General features: G+C 61.6%; 21 protein-coding genes and 1 pseudogene. 19 read left to right on the plus strand and 3 right to left on the minus strand.

Annotated features, from left to right (window positions below):
• The first annotated feature begins 32 nt into the window (after positions 1-32).
• The 9 genes from argS to J3P81_RS22955 all read left to right on the plus strand — a co-directional run bounded on the left by argS (position 33) and on the right by J3P81_RS22955 (position 10,578).
• The gene (gene argS, locus J3P81_RS22915) at positions 33-1,769 is read left to right on the plus strand and encodes an arginine--tRNA ligase (protein WP_420767035.1); all 1,737 of its coding nucleotides are present in this window, start codon (positions 33-35) and stop codon (positions 1,767-1,769) included.
• Position 1,770: 1 nt separating this feature from the next.
• Complete coding sequence (locus J3P81_RS22920; protein ID WP_420767034.1) at positions 1,771-2,475, plus strand: SPOR domain-containing protein; 705 nt, start codon at positions 1,771-1,773, stop codon at positions 2,473-2,475.
• Positions 2,476-2,733: 258 nt separating this feature from the next.
• On the plus strand, positions 2,734-3,264 hold the full coding sequence (hslV, locus tag J3P81_RS22925; protein ID WP_007968352.1) for an ATP-dependent protease subunit HslV: 531 nt from the start codon (positions 2,734-2,736) through the stop codon (positions 3,262-3,264).
• A 43-nt stretch (positions 3,265-3,307) separates the two neighbouring features.
• Positions 3,308-4,645, plus strand: coding sequence for an ATP-dependent protease ATPase subunit HslU (gene hslU / locus J3P81_RS22930; protein WP_039592417.1), 1,338 nt, complete (start codon positions 3,308-3,310; stop codon positions 4,643-4,645).
• A gap of 167 nt (positions 4,646-4,812) precedes the next feature.
• Entirely contained in the window at positions 4,813-5,190 is a 378-nt protein-coding gene (locus tag J3P81_RS22935; protein ID WP_434561080.1) for a gamma-butyrobetaine hydroxylase-like domain-containing protein, read from the plus strand.
• A gap of 278 nt (positions 5,191-5,468) precedes the next feature.
• Entirely contained in the window at positions 5,469-7,148 is a 1,680-nt protein-coding gene (phaC, locus tag J3P81_RS22940; protein WP_434561082.1) for a class II poly(R)-hydroxyalkanoic acid synthase, read from the plus strand.
• A 100-nt stretch (positions 7,149-7,248) separates the two neighbouring features.
• A complete protein-coding gene (gene phaZ, locus J3P81_RS22945; protein ID WP_039592414.1) occupies positions 7,249-8,106 on the plus strand; it encodes a poly(3-hydroxyalkanoate) depolymerase in 858 nt (285 codons plus the stop codon).
• 111 nt (positions 8,107-8,217) lie between these two features.
• Complete coding sequence (phaC, locus tag J3P81_RS22950) at positions 8,218-9,900, plus strand: class II poly(R)-hydroxyalkanoic acid synthase (RefSeq protein ID WP_434561084.1); 1,683 nt, start codon at positions 8,218-8,220, stop codon at positions 9,898-9,900.
• Positions 9,901-9,957: 57 nt separating this feature from the next.
• Positions 9,958-10,578: a TetR/AcrR family transcriptional regulator gene (locus J3P81_RS22955; RefSeq protein ID WP_420767030.1), complete on the plus strand. Its 621-nt coding sequence runs from the start codon at positions 9,958-9,960 to the stop codon at positions 10,576-10,578.
• A gap of 183 nt (positions 10,579-10,761) precedes the next feature.
• Here J3P81_RS22955 and J3P81_RS22960 read toward each other — a convergent pair whose 3' ends face one another.
• The 3 genes from J3P81_RS22960 to J3P81_RS22970 form a co-directional block, all read right to left on the minus strand.
• Positions 10,762-11,679 carry a phasin family protein gene (locus tag J3P81_RS22960; RefSeq protein ID WP_434564162.1) on the minus strand — a complete coding sequence of 306 codons (918 nt, stop codon included), beginning with the start codon at positions 11,677-11,679 and terminating at the stop codon, positions 10,762-10,764.
• A 10-nt stretch (positions 11,680-11,689) separates the two neighbouring features.
• Positions 11,690-12,112, minus strand: coding sequence for a phasin family protein (locus J3P81_RS22965; RefSeq protein WP_434561086.1), 423 nt, complete (start codon positions 12,110-12,112; stop codon positions 11,690-11,692).
• Between the two features lie 258 nt (positions 12,113-12,370).
• Positions 12,371-12,646 (minus strand): polyhydroxyalkanoic acid system family protein, encoded by a 276-nt coding sequence (locus tag J3P81_RS22970; RefSeq protein ID WP_420767028.1) that lies wholly within the window; start codon positions 12,644-12,646, stop codon positions 12,371-12,373.
• Between the two features lie 154 nt (positions 12,647-12,800).
• Between J3P81_RS22970 and ubiE the strand changes: the two genes are divergently transcribed.
• The 10 genes and pseudogenes from ubiE (at position 12,801) to J3P81_RS23020 (ending at position 20,913) form a co-directional block, all read left to right on the plus strand.
• Positions 12,801-13,571 carry a bifunctional demethylmenaquinone methyltransferase/2-methoxy-6-polyprenyl-1,4-benzoquinol methylase UbiE gene (gene ubiE / locus J3P81_RS22975; RefSeq protein ID WP_420767027.1) on the plus strand — a complete coding sequence of 257 codons (771 nt, stop codon included), beginning with the start codon at positions 12,801-12,803 and terminating at the stop codon, positions 13,569-13,571.
• Positions 13,571-14,195 (plus strand): annotated as a pseudogene (locus J3P81_RS22980) (ubiquinone biosynthesis accessory factor UbiJ). The gene ubiE and the pseudogene J3P81_RS22980 overlap by 1 nt, the downstream one beginning before the upstream one ends.
• Positions 14,192-15,796: a ubiquinone biosynthesis regulatory protein kinase UbiB gene (gene ubiB, locus J3P81_RS22985; protein ID WP_420767026.1), complete on the plus strand. Its 1,605-nt coding sequence runs from the start codon at positions 14,192-14,194 to the stop codon at positions 15,794-15,796. Before J3P81_RS22980 ends, ubiB begins: the two are co-directional and overlap by 4 nt.
• A gap of 125 nt (positions 15,797-15,921) precedes the next feature.
• On the plus strand, positions 15,922-16,320 hold the full coding sequence (hisI, locus tag J3P81_RS22990) for a phosphoribosyl-AMP cyclohydrolase (RefSeq protein ID WP_003196931.1): 399 nt from the start codon (positions 15,922-15,924) through the stop codon (positions 16,318-16,320).
• Positions 16,313-16,645 carry a phosphoribosyl-ATP diphosphatase gene (locus J3P81_RS22995; RefSeq protein WP_047699744.1) on the plus strand — a complete coding sequence of 111 codons (333 nt, stop codon included), beginning with the start codon at positions 16,313-16,315 and terminating at the stop codon, positions 16,643-16,645. Before hisI ends, J3P81_RS22995 begins: the two co-directional genes overlap by 8 nt.
• 24 nt (positions 16,646-16,669) lie before the next feature.
• Entirely contained in the window at positions 16,670-16,957 is a 288-nt protein-coding gene (locus J3P81_RS23000) for a twin-arginine translocase TatA/TatE family subunit (protein ID WP_420767024.1), read from the plus strand.
• A gap of 10 nt (positions 16,958-16,967) precedes the next feature.
• Positions 16,968-17,381, plus strand: a complete 414-nt coding sequence (tatB, locus tag J3P81_RS23005) for a Sec-independent protein translocase protein TatB (protein WP_434561088.1) — start codon at positions 16,968-16,970, stop codon at positions 17,379-17,381.
• A complete protein-coding gene (gene tatC / locus J3P81_RS23010; protein WP_420767022.1) occupies positions 17,378-18,172 on the plus strand; it encodes a twin-arginine translocase subunit TatC in 795 nt (264 codons plus the stop codon). The genes tatB and tatC overlap by 4 nt, the downstream gene beginning before the upstream one ends.
• A complete protein-coding gene (locus tag J3P81_RS23015; protein WP_434561090.1) occupies positions 18,169-18,876 on the plus strand; it encodes a 16S rRNA (uracil(1498)-N(3))-methyltransferase in 708 nt (235 codons plus the stop codon). Before tatC ends, J3P81_RS23015 begins: the two co-directional genes overlap by 4 nt.
• A gap of 120 nt (positions 18,877-18,996) precedes the next feature.
• Positions 18,997-20,913 (plus strand): methyl-accepting chemotaxis protein, encoded by a 1,917-nt coding sequence (locus tag J3P81_RS23020; RefSeq protein ID WP_434561092.1) that lies wholly within the window; start codon positions 18,997-18,999, stop codon positions 20,911-20,913.
• The last annotated feature ends 134 nt before the right edge of the window (positions 20,914-21,047 follow it).

Genomic DNA, 21,047 nt, shown 5'->3' on the forward strand with positions numbered 1-21,047 from the left:
CGCCGCCGCGCCTGCGGTTGAAAGAGAAGACCATGAAAGACACCATTCGCCAGCTCATCCAGCAAGCCATCACCCAACTCGTCACTGAAGGTGTGCTGCCAGAAGGCCTGTCGCCGGCGATTCAGGTCGAGAACACCCGCGACAAGACCCACGGCGACTTCGCCAGCAACATCGCGATGATGCTCGCCAAGCCGGCCGGCATGAAGCCTCGCGACCTGGCGGAAAAGATCATCGCAGCGCTGCCGGCCGACGAGAACGTCAGCAAGGCCGATATCGCCGGCCCAGGCTTTATCAATTTCTTCCAGAACACCCAGGCCCTGGCCTCGCGTCTCGACGCGGCCCTGGCCGACGCGCGCCTTGGCGTACGCAAGGCCGGGCCATTGCAGCGCACCGTAGTCGACCTCTCGGCCCCTAACCTCGCCAAGGAAATGCACGTCGGCCACCTGCGCTCGACCATCATTGGCGACGGCGTGGCGCGCGTGCTGGAGTTTCTCGGCGACACCGTGATCCGCCAGAACCACGTCGGCGACTGGGGCACGCAGTTCGGCATGCTGATGGCCTATCTGCAAGAAAACCCCATCACCAGCGACGAGCTGTCGGACCTGGAAAACTTCTACCGCGCCGCCAAGCAACGCTTCGACGAATCGCCCGAATTCGCCGACCGCGCCCGTGGCCTGGTGGTCAAGCTGCAGGCCGGCGATGCCGAGTGCCTGGCGCTGTGGACCAAGTTCAAGGACATCTCCCTGTCCCACTGCCAGAAAATCTACGAGCTGCTGAACGTCAAGCTGACCATGGCCGACGTGATGGGCGAGAGCGCCTACAACGATGACTTGGTCAACGTGGTCAACGACCTTCGCGCCAAGGGCATGCTGGTAGAAAGCAACGGCGCCCAGTGCGTGTTCCTGGAGCAGTTCAAGACCGCCGATGGCGAGCCCCTGCCGGTGATCATCGTCAAAGCCGACGGCGGCTACCTCTATGCCACCACCGACCTGGCGGCCGTACGCTACCGCAACGGCGTGCTCAAGGCCGATCGGGTGTTGTATTTCGTCGACCAGCGCCAAGCCCTGCACTTCCAGCAAGTGTTCGAAGTGGCGCGCCTGGCTGGCTTCGTGACCCACCCGATGGAAATGGAGCACATGGGCTTCGGCACCATGAACGGCGCCGACGGCCGCCCATTCAAGACCCGCGACGGCGGCACCGTAAAATTGATCGACCTGCTGACCGAAGCCCAGGACCGCGCTTACACCTTGGTCAAGGGCAAGAACCCGGACCTGGCCGAAGACGAACTGCGCAACATTGCCAAGGTCGTCGGCATCGACGCGGTGAAGTACGCCGACCTGTCGAAACACCGCACCAGCGACTACAGCTTCAACTTCGACCTGATGCTCAACTTCGAAGGCAACACCGCGCCGTATCTGTTGTACGCCTACACCCGCGTGGCGGGGGTGTTCCGCAAGCTCGGCAAACGCTTCGACGAAGTGGAGGGTCAGATTGTCCTCGAGGCCGCCCACGAGCAGGAACTCGCGGCCAGGCTGGCCCAGTTCGGCGAGGTGCTGAACAACGTCGCCGACAAAGGTACACCGCATACTTTGTGTGCCTACCTGTACGACGTCGCTGGCCTGTTCTCCAGCTTCTATGAGAACTGCCCGATCCTCAGCGCCGACACCCCGGCACAAATGCAGAGCCGCTTGCGCCTCGCCGCGCTGACCGGACGTACGCTCAAGCAAGGCCTGGAACTGCTGGGCCTGGAAACCCTGGAGCGCATGTAAGTTGGCCGCCAAGAAAAAACCTGCACCCAAACGCGGCGCCAGTCGTTACCAGCCCCCGGCCAAAAAGCCGATTCCGGGCTGGTTGTGGATGGCCATCGGCCTGACCGTCGGCGCTTTCATTGTCTTTCTGATGAAGCTAGAGCCGGGCCAGGGCGATGACGTCAAGCGCGTGCGGCAAGAGCAGCAGAAAGCCACGCGGATCGCCGAGGCCAACAAGACCCCGCCGAGCCCGACGCAACCGGTGAAGCCGAAGTACGACTTCTATACCCTGCTGCCGGAATCGGAAGTCATCGTGCCGCCCGATGCCGTGCCGGAGAAAACCCTGCCGACACCACAAGTGCCTCAGGTGCCGGCCACACCGGTGACCCCGGCCGAAGCCGCCAAGATCGACACCGCCCGCGCCCAGGCGGCCCTGGCCGGCATCACGCCGCCACCCGCGCCGCCCGTACAAAAGGCTGCGCCAGTGACGAAGTTCTTCTTGCAAGCCGGCTCGTTCCGCAAGGAAGCCGATGCCGACAAGGTCCGGGCACAGATCATTTTGCTGGGCCAGTCGGTGTCGGTGGAATCCGGCACGGTGAAGGACGAAACCTGGTACCGGGTACTGGTTGGCCCGTTCAGCAATCGGGAAGAGCTGACCAAGGCCCAGAAACAACTGGCCGGCAGCGGCTTCAGCAACCTGTTGTTACAACAACGCCAGAGCCGCTGATTCCAACGAAGGCATTTATGGCTGCGAGGCTTTTCGTGGCGAGGGAGCTTGCTCCCGCTGGGCTGCGTAGCAGCCCTAAAAGCTTGGGACCACTGCGCGGTCCAGCAGGAGCAAGCTCCCTCACCACAAAGAAGTCCTCTGCCAAAAACAGCGAGGGACCACTCATCCCCTCCGCGCCCTTGCAGTTGAAAAACCCCACGCCACCCCCATATGAGTTCCATCCGGGCATTTTCGCCCCGCTGCGTGGAGACTCTTCCCTTGACCACCATCGTTTCAGTCCGCCGTCACGGCAAAGTCGTCATGGGCGGCGACGGCCAGGTTTCACTGGGCAACACCGTGATGAAAGGCAACGCGAAGAAAGTCCGCCGCCTGTACCACGGCCAGGTCATCGCCGGTTTCGCCGGGGCCACCGCCGATGCCTTCACCCTGTTCGAACGTTTTGAAGGCCAGCTTGAAAAACACCAGGGCCACCTGATCCGCGCCGCCGTCGAGCTGGCGAAGGAATGGCGTACCGACCGCTCCCTGAGCCGCCTCGAAGCGATGCTCGCGGTCGCCAACAAGGATGCCTCGCTGATCATCACCGGCAACGGTGACGTCGTTGAGCCTGAAGACGGCTTGATCGCCATGGGTTCCGGTGGCGCCTACGCCCAGGCCGCCGCCAGCGCCCTGTTGAAAAAAACCGACCTGTCGGCCCGGGAAATCGTTGAGACAGCCCTTGGCATTGCCGGCGACATCTGTGTCTTCACCAACCACACCCAGACCATTGAGGAGCAGGACCTCGCGGAGTGAGCCCATCCAGGCCCAGACTTCCGCTTGAGGACCGCCAATTATTATGTCCATGACTCCCCGCGAAATCGTCCACGAACTCAATCGCCATATCATCGGCCAGGACGATGCCAAGCGCGCCGTCGCCATTGCCCTGCGCAACCGCTGGCGCCGGATGCAGTTGCCTGAAGAACTGCGCGTCGAAGTAACACCCAAGAACATCCTGATGATCGGCCCGACCGGTGTCGGCAAGACCGAGATCGCCCGTCGCCTGGCCAAGCTCGCCAATGCGCCATTCATCAAGGTCGAGGCCACCAAGTTCACCGAGGTGGGCTACGTGGGCCGCGACGTCGAGTCGATCATTCGCGACCTGGCCGATGCCGCTATCAAGCTGCTGCGTGAGCAGGAAATCACCAAGGTTCGCCATCGCGCCGAAGACGCCGCCGAAGAACGCATCCTCGATGCGCTTCTGCCGCCTGCGCGCATGGGCTTTAACGCCGACTCCGCCGCGACCCAGGATTCCAACACCCGCCAACTGTTCCGCAAGCGCCTGCGCGAAGGCCAGCTGGACGACAAGGAGATCGAGATCGAAGTGGCCGAGATGGCCGGTGTCGACATCTCCGCGCCGCCGGGCATGGAAGAGATGACCAACCAGCTGCAGAGCCTGTTCGCCAACATGGGCAAGGGCAAGAAGAAAAGCCGCAAGCTCAAGGTCAAGGAAGCGCTGAAGCTGGTGCGCGATGAAGAGGCCAGCCGCCTGGTCAACGAAGAAGAATTGAAGGCCAAGGCCCTGGAAGCGGTCGAGCAGCATGGCATCGTGTTCATCGACGAGATCGACAAGGTCGCCAAGCGCGGCAATGTCGGCGGCGCCGATGTGTCCCGCGAAGGCGTGCAACGCGACCTGCTGCCGCTGATCGAAGGCTGCACGGTCAATACCAAGCTGGGCATGGTCAAGACCGACCACATCCTGTTCATCGCTTCCGGCGCGTTCCACCTGAGCAAGCCGAGCGACCTGGTTCCTGAGTTGCAGGGCCGCTTGCCGATTCGTGTCGAACTCAAGGCGCTGTCGCCGGAAGATTTCGAACGCATCCTGAGCGAGCCCCATGCGTCGCTGACCGAGCAATACTGCGCGCTGCTCAAGACCGAAGGCCTGAACATCGAGTTCGCGCCCGAAGGCATCAAGCGCCTGGCGCAGATCGCCTGGCAGGTCAACGAAAAGACCGAGAACATCGGTGCCCGCCGCCTGCACACGCTGCTTGAGCGTCTGCTCGAGGAAGTCTCGTTCAGCGCCGGCGACCTGGCCAGCGCCCACAACGAAGCGCCGATCCGCATCGACGCCGAGTACGTCAACAGCCACCTGGGTGAGTTGGCGCAGAACGAAGACCTGTCGCGCTATATCCTGTAAGCCACCGACAGGTTTCCCCGGACCTGTGGGAGCGAGCTTGCTCGCGATGGCGGCACAACATTCAATCCATGTATTGACTGTCAAACCGCTATCGCGAGCAAGCTCGCTCCCACATGAACCGCGTCGTTTTGCAGATCAACGCGTCCTTCAGAGACGGATCATAGGCCATGACCAAACTCCCCACCGCCATCAACCTGCACAAAGCCTCCAAGACCCTGACGCTCAAGTACGCGCCAGACGAGGAGTACCACCTGTCAGCGGAATTCCTGCGGGTGCACTCGCCCTCCGCCGAGGTCCAGGGCCACGGCAAGCCCATCCTGCAATACGGCAAGCTCGGCGTCGGCCTGACCAAGGTTGAACCGGCCGGCCAGTACGCACTGAAATTGACCTTCGACGACGGCCATGACAGCGGATTGTTCACCTGGGACTACCTGTATCAGTTGGCAGTGCGCCAGGAAGTCCTGTGGAACGATTATCTCGCCGAGCTCAAGGCCGCCGGAAAAACCCGCGATCCGAACGAGTCCGTCGTCAAGCTGATGCTCTAGCTCACGGGCTGGCGCTTTAGGGCGAATTTTCTAGACTCATCTGCTTGAATGCCTGCGCAGCATCGTCAATGACTGGCCTGCTTGCGAAAAAAATTAAACTCGGGTAACCAATGGAGCTGGCAAGTTCCCTGCAAAGGAACCGGCGAGTTCCTGGCACACGTTTCCTCATTGCCCTCGATGCGGAATTAATGGTCACCCCGAGCAGCGTACCTGGTATTGGCCTTGCGGCTTCACGGCACGGCCCCGGTACTCGTCTGAAGGACAATGGAGCGTCGTAGATGAGCAACAAGAACAACGATGAGTTGAAATACCAAGCCTCGGAAAACACCCTGGGCTTGAATCCCGTCGTCGGCTTGCGCAGGAAGGACCTGCTGGCCTCTGCCCGGATGGTGCTGACCCAGACCATCAGACAACCCCTTCACAGCGTCAAGCATGTGGCCCATTTCGGCGCTGAGCTGAGGAAGGTCCTGTTCGGCAAGTCCGAGTTGCAGCCCACCAGCGACGACCGTCGTTTCGCCGATCCGGCCTGGAGCCAGAACCCGCTCTACAAACGCTACCTGCAAACCTACCTGGCGTGGCGCAAGGAGCTGCACGCCTGGATCGACGACAGCAGCCTCTCGCCCCAGGACATCAGCCGCGGGCATTTCGTGATCAACCTGATGACCGAGGCGATGGCCCCGACCAACTCGGCGGCCAACCCGGCGGCGGTCAAGCGCTTCTTCGAAACCGGCGGCAAGAGCCTGCTCGACGGTTTGTCCCACCTGGCAAAAGACTTGGTACACAACGGCGGTATGCCGAGCCAGGTCGACATGGGCGCCTTCGAAGTCGGCAAGAGCCTGGGCGTGACGGAAGGCGCCGTGGTGTTTCGCAACGATGTGCTGGAGCTGATCCAGTACCGCCCCATCACCGAGCAGGTGCATGAGCGGCCGCTGCTGGTGGTCCCGCCGCAAATCAACAAGTTCTATGTATTCGACCTGAGCCCGGATAAGAGCCTGGCGCGCTTCTGCCTGCGCAGCAACGTGCAGACATTCATCATCAGTTGGCGCAACCCCACCAAGGCGCAGCGCGAGTGGGGCCTGTCGACTTATATCGAAGCGCTCAAGGAAGCGGTGGACGTTGTCACGGCCATCACCGGCAGCAAGGACGTCAACATGCTGGGCGCCTGCTCGGGCGGCATCACCTGCACCGCGCTGCTGGGCCATTACGCCGCGCTCGGCGAGAAGAAGGTCAATGCCCTGACGCTGCTGGTGAGTGTGCTGGACACGACCCTGGACACCGACGTGGCCCTGTTCGTCGACGAGCAGACCCTGGAAGCGGCCAAGCGCCATTCCTACCAGGCCGGCGTACTGGAAGGCCGCGACATGGCCAAGGTCTTCGCCTGGATGCGTCCCAACGACCTGATCTGGAATTACTGGGTCAACAACTACCTGCTGGGCAACGAACCACCGGTGTTCGACATTCTCTTCTGGAACAACGACACCACGCGACTGCCGGCGGCGTTCCATGGCGACCTCATCGAGATGTTCAAGAACAACCCGCTGACCCGCCCCAATGCACTGGAAGTATGCGGTACGCCGATCGACCTCAAGCAGGTCACTGCCGACATCTTTTCCCTGGCCGGCACCAACGACCACATCACGCCGTGGAAGTCCTGCTACAAGTCGGCGCAGCTGTTTGGCGGCAAGGTTGATTTCGTGTTGTCGAGCAGCGGCCACATCCAGAGCATCCTCAACCCGCCGGGCAACCCCAAGTCGCGCTACATGACCAGCGAGGACATGCCGGCCAAGGCCGAGGACTGGATGGAAAACTCCACCAAGCACACCGACTCCTGGTGGCTGCACTGGCAAGCCTGGCAGGCCGAGCGCTCGGGCAAGCTGAAGAAAGCGCCCTCGGTGCTGGGTAACAAGACCTACGTGGCCGGTGAGGCGGCGCCGGGCACTTACGTGCATGAAAGATAGCTGTGAGCTTCGAGCTACAAGCGCCTTAACTTGAGGCTTGAAGCTTGAAGCTTGAAGCTTGAAGCTGCCATTCTGCTTTTTTAACTCCAGGGCTTGAAGCATGCCGCAACCGTACATCTTCCGTACCGTCGACCTGGATGGCCAGACCTTGCGCACCGCGGTACGTCCCGGCAAGCCCCATTTGACCCCGCTGCTGATTTTCAACGGCATCGGCGCCAACCTGGAGCTGGTCTTCCCATTCATCGAGGCCCTGGACCCGGACCTGGAAGTGATCGCCTTCGATGTGCCCGGGGTCGGCGGTTCGTCTACACCGAGCCGGCCGTATCGCTTTCCCGGCCTGGCCAAGCTCACCGCGCGGATGCTCGATTACCTGGACTACGGGCAGGTGAACGTGATCGGCGTGTCCTGGGGCGGCGCCCTGGCGCAGCAGTTCGCCCACGACTATCCGGAGCGCTGCAAGAAGCTGGTGCTCGCCGCCACGGCCGCCGGCGCGGTCATGGTGCCCGGCAAGCCGAAGGTGCTGTGGATGATGGCCAGCCCCCGGCGCTACGTGCAGCCGTCACATGTCATGCGCATCGCTCCATTGATCTACGGCGGCTCGTTCCGCCGCGACCCAAGCCTGGCGGCCCGTCACGCGGCCAAGGTGCGTTCGGCCGGCAAGCTCGGTTATTACTGGCAGCTTTTCGCGGGCCTTGGCTGGACCAGCATCCACTGGCTGCACAAGATCCACCAGCCAACCCTGATCCTGGCCGGAGACGACGACCCGCTGATTCCCCTGATCAACATGCGCATGCTGGCCTGGCGCATTCCCAATTCTCAGTTGCACATCATCGATGACGGCCATCTGTTCCTGATCACCCGGGCCGAGGCCGTGGCACCGATCATCATGAAATTCCTGGAGGAAGAACGTCAGCGCGCGGTCATGCACCCACATCCCGCACCGCTGGGTGGCGGCTGACACCGCCCATTGCGCCTGGCAGGACGCCGGATCACGCAACTACCCGAAACAGCGTCTATGTTGTCTGGTTCGGTGTGTTTGTTTTTAGCCTGATGACGAAGGAGTTGACTCATGCGCGACAAACCGGCGAAGGGTTCCATGCCCGCCCCTGCCAGTTTCATCAATGCACAGAGCGCGGTCACCGGCCTGCGCGGCAGGGACCTGCTTTCTACCTTGCGCAACGTCGCCGCTCATGGCTTGCGCAATCCGGTGCACAGCGCCCGGCATGCGTTGCGGCTGGGCAGTCAACTGGGGCGCGTGCTGCTGGGCGAAACGCTGCACCCCACCAACCCCAACGACAAGCGCTTCGCCGACCCCACCTGGCAGCTCAATCCATTCTATCGTCGTAGCCTGCAAGCCTACCTGAGCTGGCAAAAGCAGGTCAGGAGCTGGATCGACGAAAGCGACATGAGCGAGGACGATCGCGCCCGTGCCCATTTCACCTTCTCCCTGCTCAACGACGCGGTGTCGCCCTCCAATACGTTGCTCAATCCGCTGGCGATCAAGGAACTGTTCAACTCCGGCGGCACCAGCCTGATTCGTGGCATCAGCCACCTGGTGGACGACCTGCTGCACAACGATGGGCTGCCCCGGCAGGTCACGCCCCAGGCTTTCGAAGTCGGCAAGACCCTGGCAACCACACCCGGTGCGGTGGTGTTTCGCAACGAGCTGCTGGAACTGATCCAGTACAAACCGATGAGCGAAAAGCAATTCGCCACGCCAGTGCTGATCGTGCCGCCGCAGATCAACAAGTTCTACATCTTCGACCTCAGCCCCTCAAATAGCCTCGTCCAATACGCCCTGAAAAACGGCTTGCAGGTCTTCATCATCAGTTGGCGCAACCCCGACGTTCGCCATCGTGAATGGGGCCTGTCCAGCTATGTCGAGGCGACGCAAGAAGCCATGAACGTCTGCCGGGCGATCACCGGCGCACGGGAAGTCAACCTGTTGGGCGCCTGCGCCGGCGGCATGACCATCGCCGCCTTGCAAGGCCATTTGCAGGCCAAGCGCCAGCTGCGCCGGGTCGCCAGTGCGACGTACCTGGTCAGCCTGCTGGACAGCGAGATGGAAAGCCCGGCAACGTTGTTCATCGACGAACAGACTCTCGAAGCCGCCAAGCGTCGCTCCTACCAGCGAGGCATTCTCGACGGGCGCGACATGGCCCGCGTATTCGCCTGGATGCGCCCCAACGACCTGATATGGAGTTATTTCGTCAATAACTACTTGCTGGGCAAGGAGCCGCCGGCGTTCGACATCCTGTACTGGAACAACGACTGCACTCGGCTTCCGGCGGCGTACCACGGCGATCTGCTGGACTTTTTCAAGCACAACCCGCTGACCCGCCCGGGCGCGCTGGAGGTGTGCGGCACGCCGATCGATTTGCAAAAAGTCACGGTGGACAGCTTCAGCGTGGCGGGCATCAACGACCACATCACCCCATGGGACGCGGTGTACCGCTCGACGCTGCTGCTGGGGGGCGACCGCCGTTTCGTGCTGTCCAACAGCGGTCACGTGCAGAGCATTCTCAACCCGCCGGGCAACCCCAAGGCCAACTACATCGAGAACCCGAAGCTGAGCGGCGACCCCAGGGCTTGGTACTACGACGCCAAGCACGTCGAGGGGAGTTGGTGGCCCCAGTGGCTGGGCTGGATCCAGGAACGCTCCGGCGAACAGCGCGAAACGGTCATGGCGCTGGGCAACAGCAAATATCCGCCTCTGGAAGCCGCGCCCGGAAACTATGTACGGGTGCGCTGAAGGCCTCACCACGGCCGCATCGCGGACCGTGGCACGACTCACCATAAAGAAGACCGGATGAAGACCCGCGACCGTATCCTTGAATGTGCCCTGCAGTTATTCAACGAAAAGGGCGAGCCGAACGTTTCCACCATGGAAGTCGCCAACGAAATGGGCATCAGCCCCGGCAACCTCTATTACCACTTCCACGGCAAGGAACCGCTGATACTCGGATTGTTCGAGCGATTCCGGGCCGAGCTGGCGCCACTGTTGGACCCACCTGCCGATGCACAGCTGGCGCCGGAGGACTATTGGCTGTTCCTGCACCTGATCGTTGAACGCCTCGCTCAGTACCGGTTCTTGTTCCAGGACCTGTCGAACCTGGCCGGGCGCCTGCCGAAACTGGCCAAGGGCATTCGCCAGTTGCTCAACGCGCTGAAGCGAACCCTGGCCTCATTGCTGGCGCAACTCAAGGCCCAGGGGTTGTTGGTCAGCGACACCCAGGCGTTGGGGCAACTGGTGGAACAGGTCACCATGACCCTGCTGTTTTCCCTGGACTATCAGCGGATCCTGGATCGCGAAGGCGACGTTCGCCTGGTGGTCTATCAGGTCATGATGCTGGTGGCGCCACACCTGCCGCCGGCGATCAAGGTCGCCACCGAGCAAATGGCGTTGCGGTATCTGGAAGAGCACGAATAACGAACGGCAGTGGCAGCGGCATACCCATTGTGGGAGCGAGCCTGCTCGCGATGGCTGCGGCACATTCAACGACAATGTGTACCGGCACACCGCCATCGCGAGCAAGCGCGCTCCCACAGTAGGGTTCTATGGCGCAAAAAAAACCCGGCCATTACAGGCCGGGCGTTTTTTCAGCTCTGTAGATCAGGACTGGGTGGGAGGCGTCGATGGAGTCGGCGTAGATGTTGGCGTGGCCACCGGGGTTGGAGCCGAGGCGGAGTTCGCCGTGCTCACCGGAGCTGTTGCCGGTTTGGCGGCGGCGGTTGGCGCCTTCGGTGCAGCCGATTTTGGTGCAGCCGGTTTCTTCACGGCCGGCTTCTTGGCCGCTGCGGGTTTCGCTGCTGCCTTGGCCGCAGGTTTGGCCGCCGCTTTTGCCGCTGGCTTGGCTGCCGGTTTGGCGGTAGCCGGTTTGGCTGCCGCGGTCTTGGCCGCCGGTTTAGCTGCGGGTTTAGCCGCAGCCTTGGTTGCTACCGGCTTGGCCGCTGCCTTCGCAGCTGGTTTGGCCGCTGCGGTTTTGGCCGCAGGCTTGGCCGCCACTTTTGCCACAGGCTTGGCCGCAGCCTTGACCAGTGGCTTGGCCGCCGCCTTCGCCGCAGGCTTGGCCGACGCCGTCTTGGTTGCCGTAGCCTTGGTCGCAACCGGTGTGACCTTGGCCCCGGTGAGTTTTTCGATCTGCCTGGTCAGGGTGTCGACCTTGTTGTGCAGTTCCTTGACTTCATTGCGGCTGGGCACGCCCAGACGGGAGATCGCGCTGTTCAGGCGCTTGTCAAAAGCCCCTTCCAGCTCACCCCATGTGCCCAACGCACGGTCCTTCGCGCCGCTGATGCGCGACTTGGCGGACTCGGCAGAGTCCTTGGCTGCGTCGACTTGCTTGCCGACTGCCGTCTTGGTGAGTTTTTCGGCTTTCTCGCCGTCCTTTACCAGGGACTCGAAGAGTTTGCTGCCGTCAGTGTCGATCTTCGAGTACACGCCTAAACCAGCAAGCCAGATTTTGCGGGAGTACTTTTCAATCTTCCCGGCCCACGAGCTGCCTTCTTTTTCGGTGATTTTTTTGCCAGCCATCCCGTTCTCCTTAATGTTTACGCGCGACACGTTCGAGCAATGCCGTCAGCTCATCGAGCTTAGCAGAGAGTGCCTCAACGTCATGTTTAGACGGAATGCCGATACGATTCAAGGCACTTGCAACACGCGCGTCGAATACTTTCTCGACTTTGTCGAGTTGAACTTCGACCCTGGCCTTGAACGTATTGACCTCGGACTTGGCTTCGATCAGTTCGCTATTGGCCGCTTCAAGTTTCCCGGCAATCTTCTTTTTGCCTTTGGTTTCAACTACTTCGCCAGCCTTTACCAACTCCTGGAAGTACTCGCTGCCTTCCTGGCCGACCTTTGTATAGGCGCCCAGGCCCGCTAGCCAGATCTTGCGCGCATACGTTTTCACGTCGCTCAGCGTGGAAGATTCAACGTCCGCTTTTTTCTTCAGGATAACTTTGGCCATGGTGCACCTCACTCGAAAAAGGTTTGAGGAACTGCCCGCACACGGACGGGCTCAGGCACAAAGTAGTGGCAATAATTAGAAACGGCACCCTAACAACCGACACAAATCCCGAGACATCTGATTTCCAATGTGGGAGCGAGCCTGCTCGCGAATGCAGGGTATCAGCGACATCAGTATTGAATGGCACACCGCTTTCGCGAGCAGGCTCGCTCCCACAGGAGATTTTGCTCAACTTAAGTTTTGCGCGTTTCCAATCAATCAAGCCAACGCCTTATCCAGCGCCTTTTCGATTTCCCCCTTGATCGTGCCGCTCATGGCCGACATCAACATGCCCAACTCCACATCGACGCGAATCGAATCCTCGCCTACATGCACTTCGCCCTTGACCCCGGAGCGCTTGAGCTTCAGCGTGTCGCCTTCCCACGTGGGCTCCAGGCCATAGCTGTCGGACAGTTTCTGCGCCAACTTCTCAGCCTTTTCACGGGCCGCTTCCTTGCCCAAGCCATGTTCACGTTCAACCGTTATACGGGCCATCTGATAACTCCTGCTTGATCGAGACTTGCCTGAACGTTCAGACCCTGCCTGCGTCAAAACGTCCGGGCGATGGTTCATCTTACCTGCAGCCTTGCCAAGACAAAGCCTTCCACCGGGATTAGAATGTCCCGCATTCTTTTTTGGTGACAGCGATATGACTGATCAGCGCAAAGGCAGCGATGCCGAACCCACCACTCACTTCGGCTTCAAGAACGTGCCGGAAAGCCAGAAGGCGGAAAAAGTCGCTGAGGTTTTCCACTCGGTGGCGGCCAAGTATGACTTGATGAACGACTTGCTTTCGGGCGGCATGCATCGTCTCTGGAAGCGTTTCGCGATCGAGCTGTCGGGCGTGCGCAGCGGCAACCGCGTGCTGGATATCGCCGGTGGCACGGGCGACCTGACCAGGAAGTTCTCCCACATCGTCGGCCCGACCGGCCACGTGGTGCTCGCCGACATCAACGAGTCCATGCTCAAGGTAGGCCGCGACCGCCTGCTGGACCTGGGTGTGGCCGGCAACGTCGAGTTCGTCCAGGCCGATGCCGAAAAGCTGCCTTTCCCGGATAACCACTTCGACTGCGTGACGATCGCCTTCGGCCTGCGCAACGTGACCCACAAGGAAGACGCCCTGCGCTCGATGTTGCGCGTGCTCAAGCCTGGTGGCCGGTTGCTGGTGCTGGAATTCTCCAAGCCGACCAATGCGCTGATGTCCAAGGCCTATGACGCCTATTCGTTCGCCTTCATGCCGCTGATGGGCAAGCTGATCACCAACGATGCGGAAAGCTATCGCTACCTGGCCGAATCGATCCGCATGCATCCGGACCAGGAAACACTGAAGTCGATGATGGTCGAGGCCGGTTTCGACCGGGTGACCTATCACAACATGACTTCAGGCATCGTCGCCCTACACCGCGGTATCAAGCCCTGATGTTGCTCACCGGCCTGCTCGCCAGCGTGGAACTCGGGATCAACCGAGTCCTGCGCCTGGACAGTACGGCGCCGGTGCGCCTGGCGCGCTTGAGTGGCAAGGTGATCGCTGTCGACTGCCGCAACCCGGCATTGCAACTGTTTATCCTGCCCAGCGATGAAGGCCTGATGCTCGCCGCCCATTGGGAAGCCGAAGCTGATTGCACGCTGCGAGCCCCGGCATCGAGCCTGCTGGAGCTAGCGCTGAGCAAGAACAAGACCGCCGTGCTGCACGGCCCGGACGTCGAGCTCGACGGCGACAGCGGTGTGCTGCTGGAGCTGGCGGCGATCCTTCAGGACCTGGAGCTGGACTGGGAATACGAAATGTCCCGCTGGATCGGTCCGGTGGCGACCCAATTGCTCAGCGGTCACCTGCGCAGCCGCAGCCGCTGGTACCGCCAGGGCTTTGCCAGCTTGGGACAGAATCTGAGTGAATACCTGGCCGAAGAATCGCGTACCCTCGTGGGCCAACGCGAGGCCCAGGCCCGTTTTGATGAACTGGACCAGGTCAAGCTTGACCTGGAACGTCTCGAGGCGCGTTTCGAGCGCCTTTCCCGATCCCTTGAATCCAAGCGATAACGCATGAAGCTGCTTGCCGTCCGCCGTCTGTTGCGCATCCAGCGCGTCGTGATCCGCTACCGCCTCGATGACCTGCTGTTCGCCTTGCCGCTGCCCTGGTTCCTCCTGGCGCTGCGCTTTGTGTTGCCATGGCGCTGGTTCCCCCGGCGTACCCTGGACCTGACTCGCGGCGCACGCTTGCGCCTGGCCTTGCAGGACCTGGGGCCAATCTTCATCAAGTTCGGGCAGATCCTCTCGACCCGTCGCGACCTGCTGCCCGAAGACATCGCCGATGAGCTGATGCTCCTGCAAGACCGCGTGCCGCCGTTCGACTCGAAGTTATCGGTGGCGCTGATCGAAGGGCAATTGGGCAAGAAGATCAGCGAGGTCTTCAGTCGCTTCGATGTCGAGCCCCTGGCCTCGGCGTCGGTCGCCCAGGTCCACGCCGCCCAGCTCAAGACGGGTGAAGAAGTGGTGGTCAAGGTGATTCGTCCTGGCCTGAAGCCGATCATCGCCCAGGACCTGGCGTGGCTGTTCATTCTTGCCCGCGCCGCCGAGCGGTTGTCTGCCGACGCGCGCCTGCTACACCCGGTGGACGTCGTCCAGGATTACGAAAAGACCATCTACGACGAACTCGACCTGCTGCGCGAGGCCGCCAACGCAAGCCAACTGCGTCGCAACTTCGAAGGCTCGCCGCTGCTCTATGTGCCGCAAGTCTATTGGGACTGGTGCCGGCCGAAAGTCTTGGTGATGGAGCGCATCTACGGCATCCAGGTCACCGACCTGGCGACCCTGGCCGACCAGCGCACCGACATGAAACTGCTTGCCGAGCGCGGTGTGGAAATTTTCTTCACCCAGGTGTTTCGCGACAGTTTCTTCCACGCCGACATGCACCCAGGCAACATTTTCGTCAGTACGGTGCAGCCGTGGAGCCCGCAGTACATTGCGATCGACTGCGGCATCGTCGGCAGCCTCACCCCCGAGGACCAGGACTACCTGGCCCGCAACCTGTTCGCCTTCTTCAAGCGCGATTATCGCCGCGTCGCGCAGTTGCACATCGACTCGGGCTGGGTGCCCGCCGAAACCAAGCTCAACGAATTCGAAGCGGCGATACGCACTGTGTGCGAGCCGATCTTTGAAAAACCATTAAAGGATATTTCCTTCGGCCAGGTCCTGATGCGCCTGTTCCAGACCGCGCGACGCTTCAACATGGAAGTTCAGCCGCAGCTGGTACTGCTGCAAAAAACGCTGTTGAACATCGAAGGCCTCGGTCGCCAGCTGTACCCGGACCTGGACCTTTGGAACACCGCCCAGCCCTTCCTCGAGCGCTGGATGCGCGAGCGAATGAGCCCGAAAGCCTTGCTGGGCAACGTCCAGAGCCAATTCGAACAGCTCCCGCATCTGGCCAACATGACCCGCGACCTGCTCGAACGCATGTCCCAACCCCACGCCAACGACCCCGCTCCACCATGGAAACGCCGTCGGGACGACTGGTTCCTGCGTTTGCTCGGCGCGGCCCACCTGGGTGGCGGCGCGGTGCTGGCGGCCGGTGGGCCGTTGAGCCAACTGGGCCATTGGCCCGCCGGCGTCATGGTGGCCGTTGGTTTGTATCTGGTCGTTCGCCGATAGCACGAAACAGCTGCAAGCGATAAGCTGCAAGCCGCGAGCTCAAACGGTTGGACCTATCACTCAACCCCTACACAGAATCGCTTTTACTTGCAGCTGGAAGCTTGAAGCTGCCGTCAGGACCAAAGATGAAAAACTGGCAGGACGAGATCAAATGGGACGCCGACGGCCTGGTGCCGGCCATCGCCCAGGATCACAAGACCGGGCGCGTGTTGATGATGGCCTGGATGAACCGCGAGGCACTGGCGCTGACCGCTGCCGAGAATCGCGCCATCTATTGGTCACGTTCCCGTGGCAAGCTGTGGCGCAAGGGCGAAGAGTCCGGGCATGTGCAGCACCTGCATGAGATGCGCCTGGATTGCGACGGTGACGTCATCATCCTGATGGTCGAGCAGGTCGGAGAAATTGCCTGCCACACCGGCCGTCAAAGCTGCTTCTATCGAGTCTTCGAGAACGGCGACTGGAAAACCGTCGACCCGGTGCTCAAGGACCCGCATGCCATCTATTCAGGACATACCCATGAGTGACACCCTGACCCGCCTGGCCCAGGTGCTGGAAGAGCGCAAGGGCGCAGCGGCCGACAGCTCCTATGTCGCCAGCCTGTACCACAAGGGCTTGAACAAGATTCTGGAAAAGGTCGGCGAAGAATCGGTCGAGACCATCATCGCCGCCAAGGACGCCGCCGTCAGCGGAGACTGCAGCGACGTGATCTACGAGACCGCCGACCTTTGGTTTCACAGCCTGGTGATGCTGGCCCAGCTGGGGCAGCATCCCCAGGCCGTACTGGATGAACTGGACCGTCGCTTCGGTCTGTCCGGGCACGTCGAGAAAGCCTCGCGCCCATCCGCCTGATCAATTCTTGAGAGGAATAACCACATGGGTATTTTTGATTGGAAACACTGGGTCGTCATTCTGGTGGTCGTGGTGCTGGTGTTCGGCACCAAGAAATTGAAGAACCTCGGCACCGATGTCGGTGAGTCGATCAAGGGTTTTCGCAAGGCCATGAACGATGACGAGAAACCGGCCGACACCACGACCAACCAGGCTCAACCCGTGCCACCGGCCCAACCGGTCCACCCGCAGGCCACACAGCCTGTGAATGCACCGAACACCATCGACGTGCAGGCCCAGAAAGTCGAAGAGCCAACCCGCAAAGACTCGTGAGCACTGACTAATGTTTGGGATCAGCTTCACTGAACTGCTGCTCGTCGGCCTCGTTGCCCTGCTGGTGCTGGGTCCCGAGCGCCTGCCGGGCGCTGCGCGTACCGCCGGCCTGTGGATCGGCCGCCTGAAGCGCAGCTTCAATGCGATCAAACAGGAAGTTGAACGTGAAATCGGTGCCGACGACATCCGTCGGCAACTGCACAACGAACACATCCTGTCGCTGGAACAGGAAGCGCGAAAAATCTTCACGCCGACCCAGCAGGAGCCGACGCCGGTCCAGCCTGTGGCCGAGCCGACGACCGCACCCCAGGCACCGGCTGTCGAAGCCTCGCCAGCGGTGGCTGAACCGGTTAAACCGGTCGATCCGGCGCCTGCGACGACACCGACTCCCCACGATCCCACTTTGCCGCCGCGAGCCCCATGAGCGATATCCCTGAAAACGACCAGCCAATGCCGCTGGTATCGCACCTCACCGAGTTGCGCACCCGCCTGCTGCGTTGCGTCGCGGCGGTTTTCGTTATCTTCGCCGGGCTGTTTGCCTTCACCCAGCAGATCTACACCTTCGTCTCCACGCCGCTGCGCGAGTACCTGCCGGTGGGTGCGACGATGATCGCCACCGACGTGTCGTCGCCGTTCCTGACGCCGCTGAAGTTGACGATGATGGTCTCGCTGTTCCTGGCGATCCCGGTGATCCTGCATCAGATCTGGGGCTTCATCGCACCGGGCCTGTACAAGCACGAAAAACGCATCGCCGTGCCGCTGCTGGTGTCGAGCATCCTGCTGTTCTACACGGGCATGGCCTTCGCCTACTTCTTCGTGTTCCCGCTGATTTTCAAATTCTTCGCCGCCGCCACCCCGGCGGGCGTGGAAATGATGACCGACATCACCAGCTACCTGGATTTCGTCATGACGCTGTTCTTCGCCTTCGGCGTGGCGTTCGAGATCCCCGTGGCGGTGGTGCTGCTGGTGTGGATCGGCGTGGTCGATGTCGCCTACCTGAAGAAGATCCGCCCGTACGTGATCATCGGCTGCTTTGTGGTCGGCATGATCCTCACACCACCGGACATCTTCTCCCAGACCTTGCTGGCGGTACCGATGTGGCTGCTGTTTGAAATCGGCATCCTGTTCGGCGGCCTGGTGCGCAAGCGCCGGGAAGAGCCTGAGGACCAGCCCGTCGATGATCACAACGACCAGCCGCCAGCGACCCAAGCGTGAACCTGCTGCTGCTCGAAGAGGCCGATTTCATCGGGCCTGACCGCGTCGTCCTGAGCGACCGTCGGTTGACCCATATGCAGGAAGTCCATCGCTGTATTGTCGGCGACAGCCTGCGGGTCGGCCGCATCGACGGCTTGGTGGGCTCCGCCCAGGTGCTGCGCCTGGACCCTCGCGAGGCCGAACTGCAAGTGACCCTCGACCAGCCACCGCCTGCCAAATTGCCGCTGACGCTGGTACTGGCATTGCCGCGGCCGAAGATGCTCAGGCGAGTGTTCCAGACCGTGGCGACCATGGGCGTGCCGCGTGTGGTACTGGTCAACAGTTACCGCGTGGAGAAAAGCTTCTGGCAGACGCCATTCCTGGAGCCCGAAGCCATTCGCGAGCAATTGATCCTGGGCCTCGAGCAGGCCCGGGACAGCGTGCTGCCTGAGATCGTCATCGAAAAGCGCTTCAAGCCCTTCGTCGAGGATCGCCTGCCGGCCATCGTCGATGGCACCCTCGGGTTGGTCGGCCACCCCGGCAATCATCCGCCTTGCCCCCGGGCACTGACGGAACCGGTGACCCTGGCAATCGGCCCGGAAGGTGGCTGGATTCCTTACGAGATCGACCTGCTGGGCAAGGCCGGCTTGCAGCCGGTGCAGCTGGGCGACCGGATCCTGCGGGTCGAGACCGCCGTCACTGCCCTGCTGGCGCGGTTGTTCTGACCCCTGCAACACGCTGACAGACACCTCGCCACGAAATCTCGGCAAACGCCTACAGAACCCACCAAAGCCGCCGATACAGTCCCCATAAAACCAATATAAACGCTCCAAGGGAGTATCAGCATGTTCCGGTGGCTTGCCCAGGGTCTGGGAAATGTAAGCGTCAATCGCAAACTCGGCGCGGGCTTCGGCCTCGTGCTGTTCCTCACCTTGATGATTGCATTCACCGGTTGGTCCGGCCTGGGCAATGTCATCAGCCGGGGCGACAAGCTGGGGTTCATTGCCAGTCTCAATGACTTGAGCAAGGACCTGAACCTGGCCAGCACCGACTACAACAACACCCGAGGCGAGAAAGGGCCGCAACAGGTCAACGACCTGCTCGGCAAACTCGAAGCCGGGCTGAAGACTGCTCGCGAGTTGATTGAACGGCCGGCGGACGTTGCGCTGGTCGACCAGCAATTGGCCGCCGTCGCCGAATACAGAAGTGCTTTCGAGCTGATGACCAGCGCCACCGTCAGCCGCGAAGATGCCCGCAGCAAACTGGGCGCCAGCGCCGACAACACCGTGGCCCGCGTCGCCGAGGTAGAAAAATCGCTGCTGCAAGGCGGCGATATTGCCCAGTTCAACAACATAGTGACCCTAAGCAAGGCGATCCAACAGGCGCGCTATCAGGTTCGCGGCTACACCTACAGCGGCAAAAGCGAGGCCCAGCAACCGGCCATCGACGCAATCACCGATGTCCTGAAACTGCTGGCACGCTTGCCAGCCCAGTTGCCCGAGGAGCACGCCGACAAACTTCAGCAGGCCAGCGACTCGATGAATGTCTATCGAGCGGCGGTCAGCCAGTTTCGTGATTCCCAGCTCGACAACGGCGCTGCGCTGCAGCGCATGATCGAGCAAGGCCAGGTATTGATCGATTCCAGCCAGAAACTCACCGTGTCCCAGACCGCCGTGCGCGACCACGACACCGCTCAAGCCAAGACCGTCCTGATCGCAGCCGCCGCCCTGGCCCTGTTGTTTGGCGTGGTCGCTGCCCTGGTCATTACCCGCCAGATTGTCGGCCCGCTGGATGAGACGCTGAAGGTGGCGGAACGCGTCGCCGCAGGCGACCTCACCCACAACCTCACGTCTGACCGCCGCGACGAACTCGGCCAACTGCAACGGGCCATGCAACGCATGACCGTGGGCTTGCGGCAGCTGATCGGTGGCATCGGTGAAGGCGTCACCCAGATTGCCAGCGCCGCTGACCAACTCTCCGCCGTGACCGAGCAGACAAGCGCCGGGGTCAACAGTCAAAAAGTGGAAACCGATCAGGTTGCCACGGCCATGCATGAGATGACCGCCACGGTGCAGGAAGTGGCCCGCAACGCCGAGGAAGCTTCCGAGGCCGCCGTCGCAGCCGACCAACAGGCCCGTGAAGGCGACAAGGTGGTTGGCGAAGCCATCGCTCAGATCGAGCGCCTGGCTAAAGAGGTGGGCAACTCCACCGCTGCCATGGGCGATCTGAAGCGTGAAAGCGACAAGATCGGCAGCGTCCTGGACGTGATCAAGTCCGTGGCCCAGCAAACCAACCTGCTGGCCCTCAACGCAGCCATCGAGGCAGCCCGTGCTGGTGAAGCCGGGCGAGGCTTCGCCGTGGTGGCTGACGAGGTTCGCAGCCTGGCCCAACGCACCCAGAAATCCACCGAAGAAATCGAAGAGCTGATCGTCGGTTTGCAAAACGGTACCGAACAGGTCGCGACCATCATGGACAACAGCCGCAGCCTGACCGACAGCAGCGTCGAACTGACCCGCCGCGCCGGGGGCTCACTGGAGAACATCACGCGCACGGTGTCGGCGATCCAGTCGATGAACCAACAGATCGCCGCGGCTGCCGAACAGCAAAGCGCCGTCGCTGAGGAGATCAACCGCAGCGTGCTGAATGTGCGTGATGTGTCGGAGCAGACAGCGTCGTCCAGCGAGGAAACCGCAGCTTCGAGCGCTGAACTGGCGCGGCTGGGGGTTCACTTGCAAACGTTGGTGGGGCGGTTCAGGGTTTAACTTGGACTAGAGGGCTTGCGCGCGAAAGAAGATATCGAATGTGCCGGCCTCATCGCGAGCAAGCTCGCTCCCACATTTGATCTTCAGCGCCGCAGCTCTCACGTACACCGCAAACCCATTGTGGGAGCGAGCCT

Origin of the sequence: Pseudomonas sp. R1-6 (genome assembly GCF_051132115.1) — a bacterium.
Classification (GTDB): Bacteria; Pseudomonadota; Gammaproteobacteria; order Pseudomonadales; family Pseudomonadaceae; genus Aquipseudomonas.